This is a genomic window from Nocardioides sp. P5_C9_2 (assembly GCF_054049555.1).
The window spans coordinates 1-5,351 of sequence record NZ_JBFUMD010000267.1 but is presented as its reverse complement, the minus strand read 5'-3'; the positions used below and the strand labels follow the sequence as shown (position 1 = coordinate 5,351).

6 protein-coding genes are annotated in these 5,351 nt (G+C 70.2%); 2 read left to right on the top strand and 4 right to left on the bottom strand.

The window, feature by feature from the left end; all coding sequences use genetic code 11:
• From ACXJKL_RS13580 to ACXJKL_RS13570, 3 genes are all read right to left on the bottom strand, one after another.
• On the bottom strand, positions 1-316 hold a 316-nt coding region (locus ACXJKL_RS13580), incomplete at its 3' end, for a hypothetical protein (protein ID WP_457207574.1).
• Positions 317-349: 33 nt separating this feature from the next.
• Entirely contained in the window at positions 350-778 is a 429-nt protein-coding gene (locus ACXJKL_RS13575; RefSeq protein ID WP_457207573.1) for a DUF6542 domain-containing protein, read from the bottom strand.
• 4 nt (positions 779-782) lie between these two features.
• Positions 783-980 (bottom strand): hypothetical protein, encoded by a 198-nt coding sequence (locus tag ACXJKL_RS13570; protein WP_457207572.1) that lies wholly within the window; start codon positions 978-980, stop codon positions 783-785.
• Between the two features lie 77 nt (positions 981-1,057).
• Here ACXJKL_RS13570 and ACXJKL_RS13565 point away from each other — a divergent pair, with 77 nt between their 5' ends.
• On the top strand, positions 1,058-1,735 hold the full coding sequence (locus tag ACXJKL_RS13565; protein WP_457207571.1) for a hypothetical protein: 678 nt from the start codon (positions 1,058-1,060) through the stop codon (positions 1,733-1,735).
• Here the strand turns inward: ACXJKL_RS13565 and ACXJKL_RS13560 are convergent, their stop codons facing one another.
• Complete coding sequence (locus ACXJKL_RS13560) at positions 1,736-2,890, bottom strand: DNA recombination protein RmuC (protein WP_457207570.1); 1,155 nt, start codon at positions 2,888-2,890, stop codon at positions 1,736-1,738.
• Positions 2,891-3,809: 919 nt separating this feature from the next.
• On the opposite strand from ACXJKL_RS13560, the gene ACXJKL_RS13555 reads away from it, so the two are divergent.
• Positions 3,810-4,598, top strand: coding sequence for a hypothetical protein (locus ACXJKL_RS13555; protein ID WP_457207569.1), 789 nt, complete (start codon positions 3,810-3,812; stop codon positions 4,596-4,598).
• The last annotated feature ends 753 nt before the right edge of the window (positions 4,599-5,351 follow it).

The window sequence follows — 5,351 nt, the reverse complement described above, 5'->3', positions numbered from 1 at the left end:
GTGTCTCGTAGGCCCACTCGGCGCCGTCGAGCGTCCAGGTCCAGTCGAGGRTCGCGGACGCGGTGTCGTCCTCCGTGGAGATGGCCCCGGCATCCACCGTGACCTGCTGGTCCTCGGGGACGGCCGCCCAGATCGTGGCCAGCTGCTCGCCCGCCGCCGGGTCGTCGACGGGTACGCCGGCGAGGTCCCGGTCGGCGAGGGCCGAGGCGAGCTCGTCGAACGTCGCGTCCGGCGGCTCGCCGGCCGAGCAGGCGGCGAGCGGGAGCAGGAGCAGGACGCCGGCGAGGGCCGGTCGACGCAGGAGGGGTCGGCGCACAGTCATGACGTGTCGGGCGGCGGGAACCGCTGATCAGTCCTCGGTCAGCGCGTCACGGGCGAGGGTGCGCCGACGCAGGGCGAGGGTGCCGAGGCACAGGACGTATCCGGCGACGAGCGCGGTGCTGTGGTGCGCGAGCCCGGAGAGCACCGCCTGCGGGACGCCGTCGCCGGGGTCGGCGACCGTCGCCGGCGCGACCGAGCCGAGGAGGGTGAAGATCGCGACCATGATGAGCGGGGGGAGCACCCCGACCGCGAAGAAGTCGTGCGGCGTGACCACCAGGGCCAGGCCGAGGCAGAGCACGACGAAGCACAGGTCGAAGAACAGGCTGAGCTCGCCGACGAGGAGGAGGTTGATGACCACCACGGTGAGCGCGACGGCCACGCCGAGCGCCACGGCCTGTCGGCCCGGCTCGACGCCGTCGGTCCACAACGAGCCCGACTGGGCCCTCGTCTGGCTCACGGGGTCACCGTAGGCCGGGCGTGTCGCCTCGCGGCGGAGCCGCGCCGGTCTCGGCGGCGGCGTGACGGGCGTGCAGGCGGTCGCGCACCTCGTCGGGGGTGTAGGCGCGACGGACGCGCTCCTGCCGGGTGACCGCTGCCCCGGTCGCGGCGACGCCCACGACGCCGGCCAGCCCCAACCACTTCCACCATGCGTGTGCCATGGCTGCAGGCTAGTGCGACCCGACGTCCACGACGCGGATCCGGCGAGGCGGGCCGACCGTGGGCCAGACTGTCCGCCATGCCCGAGCACCTCACCCTCGACGCGGCGGCCGACCTCACCCGGACCGGGGATCTGTGGCTCTTCCGCGGGCGCACCGCGGCGGACCGAGCCATCCAGACCCTCACCAACGCGCCGGTCAACCACGTGGGGATGGCGGTGGTCATCGACGACCTGCCGCCGCTCATGTGGCATGCCGAGCTGGGCCGGTCGTTGCCGGACGTGTGGTCGGGCGGGAACCACCGCGGCGTCCAGCTCCACGACCTGCGGGCCGCGGTCGCCCAGTGGCAGGGCACGTACGGCCAGCAGGCCTGGATGAGGCAGCTCAGCCCCGAGGTGGGCCAGGCCGAGGAGGACGCGCTGCTGCGCGCGGTGGCCCGCCTCGACGGGGTCTCGTTCCCCACGACGACCCGGCTCGCCGGCCGCTGGCTGCGCGGCCGCGACGCCTACGTCGCCCGGCGCAAGCGGGGTCAGCGGGTGCGCCCGGAGGCGGCCTTCTGTGCCGAGGTGGTCGCCCTGACCCTCCAGGAGATGGGACTGGTCGCGGACGACCGGAAGGCCCAGTGGTTCGACCCCGGCACCTTCTGGAGCGGCAGCCACCTGCCGCTGCTCGACCCGTGGCGGTACGGCACGGAGGTCAAGGTCGGCGACGTCCCGGCCGACCACCCGACGCCGAGCAGCCGGCACCGCTGGCGCTGACTAGGCCCCGCGGCGTCGGTCGTCGCGGTCGTCGGGCCGCGTGAACGTCCCGTCGAACAGCGTCTCCCCGCCCCCCGGACGGGCGAGGTCGCCCAGTGCCTCCAGCTCCGGGGCCGACAACGACCGCGGCGCCTCCTCCACCTGGCGGGGCGAGGGCAGGTCGTCGTGGGTGACCCCCATCTCGCCGAAGCGGCGGGCGGTGACCAGCACGCGCCCCTCCAGCGAGCCGACGGCGGCGTTGTAGGACGACACGGCCGCACCCAGCGAGCGGCCGACGCGGTCGAGGTGGCCGCCGAGGGTGCCGAGCCGCTCGTGCAGCTCGCGGCCCAGGCGCTGCACCTCCGCCGCCTGGCCGGCCAACGTCTCGTGCGACCAGCCGTGGGCGACGGTGCGCAGCAGCGCGATGAGCGTGGTGGGGGTGGCGAGCACCACCTGGCGCGCGGCGGCGTACTCCAGGAGGTCGCCCTGGGTCTCCAACGCGGCGGCCAGGAAGGCCTCGGCGGGCACGAACATCACGACGAACTCGGGAGTCTCGTCGAGCGCGCGCCAGTAGGCCTTGGCCCCGAGCAGGTCGACGTGCCGGCGCAGCTGGGACACGTGACGGCGCAGGTGGGCGTCCCGCTCGTCGTCGTCCTCCGCGCCGGTCGCGTCCAGGAACGCGTCGAGCGGCACCTTGGCGTCGACGACCACCGCCTTGCCGCCGGCCAGGTGCACGACGAGGTCGGGGCGCAGCACGCCGTCGGCGAGCTGGACCTGCTCGGTGAAGTCGCAGCGGTCGACCAGCCCGGCCAGCTCGACGGCCCGCCGCAGGTGCATCTCGCCCCACCGGCCCCGCACCTGGGGCTTGCGCAGGGCGGTGGCCAGCGACGAGGTCTCGCGGCGCAGCGACTCGGCGGTCAGGCGCATGTCGGAGACCTGCTGGCTCAGCTGGCCCTGCCACGACGCGCGCGTCTGGTCGATGTCGCGGAGCTGGTCGTGCAGGCGCATCAGCCCGTCGCGCACCAGCGCCTGCTCGGTCGTCTCGCGACGCTCGCGCGCCTCGAGGGCCGCGACGATCCCGCTGTCCCGGGGGCGGGACCGCGCCCAGAGGAGGCCGATCAGCCCGCCGAGCGCGAGGCCGACGAGCAGGGTCACGGAGGTGGTCAGGAGGTCCATGGGGCGAGCATGGACCAGGCCACCGACAGTCGGGTCCACGGCAGGCCGGCGGTGGACGCCCGGCGTCTCAGTCGCTGTCGATGAACGCGCCGCTCACCCGCCGGGCGAGCGACGGCGAGGCGACCACGAAGTCGATCTTGAGCCCGCGGTCGCGCTCGAAGCGCTGCCGGTAGTAGTCCCAGTAGCGGACCAGAGGGCCTGAGAACGCTTGTAGGGACGCCTGCCAGCGTCACCTAGCCTTCACGCGCGTGACCGGGATCGGAAGCGCGCCGTAGGTCGGGCCCTGGCATGAGCGCCCTTCACAGAGGGTAGGCCGTGGCAGGACGGGAAGTCATGAGGGTCGGGATCTACGCCCGAATCTCGCTGGACGCGGGGGCCAGGCCCTTGGCTTAGCACGTCAAGAGGCCGACTGTCGGTCAACGACTTTGGATGCGCTCACGTCGTTGTCGACGTACACATCGACCACGGTCACGCCATGCCTTGTTGCCTTGCTGCCCGCATTTTGCGTGACCTTAGGGCTGAACGGATCCACGCCGTCGTGGTCTACGACCTAGACCTAGACCGCGACCACGACGGCACGGCCCGCGAAGGCTGAATTTCTTGGTCTGGTGCAGCATGCGGTGGCCCACGCAGAGCCGCCCCATGCTTCTCACCCGCGTCCTGAGGTTGCACTGCGTCCCGCCGTCGTCGTGCACGCGTTGGGCGGCTCATCTCTGGGCGAAATACGGCGCTCGCCGCTCGCCGCTCGCCGCGCGGGTCGCGGGCACCTGGGGGCACCAGCGGCAAGTGTCAGGTTCAACCTGACGAACTTCCCTCATTCCCGAGACACGGTGAGTGGTCGCGACCGAGAATCTCGATAGCAGCAACGGGGGCTCAAACAGGGGGCTCTCCTGCATGCCCAAATCACTATAGGAGAAGCGTGAAGAAGATCATCCAGATGCTGGCCGTCGTGCTGGCACTCGTTCTGGCACCCTCAGCCGCGTTCGCGGACCAGGGCGCTGAAGCGAAGTACGGCACCGGCTCGTTCACGGTAAAGAGTCTGACGCTGCCCGCCCAGTACGGGTGCTTCTACCACCCATACACGGTCAACCTGACTCTGGGCTGGGAGACCACCGACTGGAGCCTGGACGTCCGGATCACCGCGCCCAACGGCACCATCTTCGACGAGGCGTCCGCCTCGGAATTCGGCACTGTGGGGGGCACCCGTTCGCTGTCGGGCGAGATCTTCTTCTGCTCGTCGCAGACCGCACCCGGTACTTACACGATGACGGGTGTGCTGGACACCTACGAGGGCGCCAGCGACTACACGCCGACCGCGCAGAGCCTCGCACCCATGCAGTTCACCGTTTCGCCGTACGTCGCCCCGACACCGCCTCCGCCGCCCGCTCCGGCTCCGGTCCCTGCCCCGGCGCCGGCACCGGCACCGGCACCGGTTGTATACGCCGACGTGACCGGCAAGGTAAGCAGCAAGGCCATCACCGACGGCGCCAAACTCACCTTCAAGTCCAACGCTCTCCCGAGCGGCGCGACCCAGCGCAAGGCGCTGACCTGGACCGTGATCGCTGACGGCAAGATCAAGAAGACGTTCACCCAGCAAGCCAGTAACGCCCGCAATGTGACGGTGCGCTTCAAGAACAAGACGGGCAAGCACGTCATCAATGTGCTGCGAAACGGAAAGGTCGCCAAGACCGTCCGCGTCACCGCCTGACCTGATTCCCGACAACAGACATGCGCCCACGGCCTCCAGTCGTGGGCGCTCTGTGTTGCACGGACGTGAGTGCGGGAGCACGATGGCGTGATGACCCAGCCCGCACCGGAGAAGGACGACTACGAGGCGTGGCGCGACCTACAGGACGTGCTTGAGGAACGTGACGCCGAGTGGTGGGCAGACGCGCACTCGGACACGGAGTAGGACGCGGACAGACCCGTTTGGCGGTCGTAGGGGGTACGCCTTGGGTTTGGCGCACCCTGCCCGCCTGCCGGACGGCGTGCAGGACGCCTCAGAGAAGCTCGTGGATCGCTCCAAGACCGGGGAACTGCTGCTCCGGAAGACTTGGGCAAAGGTGTATAACCCTGATTCCGACACAGCGGGGCATACGGCTCTGCTGTGGAGGCCTTGGAAAGTGTCGCACTCCCTGGCCCCTTGGTATCACCAAACAATCGGCGTCGATATCGGACGTGGTCAGGGCTGTAGAGAAGGTTTCAAACTTGGCGAGCGCCCTTCACTCGAGACACACGGAGTACTCGTATCGCGACGCACTCCTCGAATGCTTATGTCTCTGTATGGGGGTCAGCGGGACAGGCGCGTCAGCGAGACCTATTCCGATGTCTCCCATGGGGAGGCGGAGGCGGCCGTATTAATGGCGGCTACTCTCGCGGGTTGGTTCAGCCGTGACCTTCGTGCAGGAAGGAGGCGCCGTGATTCACGACCGACTGCGGTCAGTACGGAGAGGTGCATAGC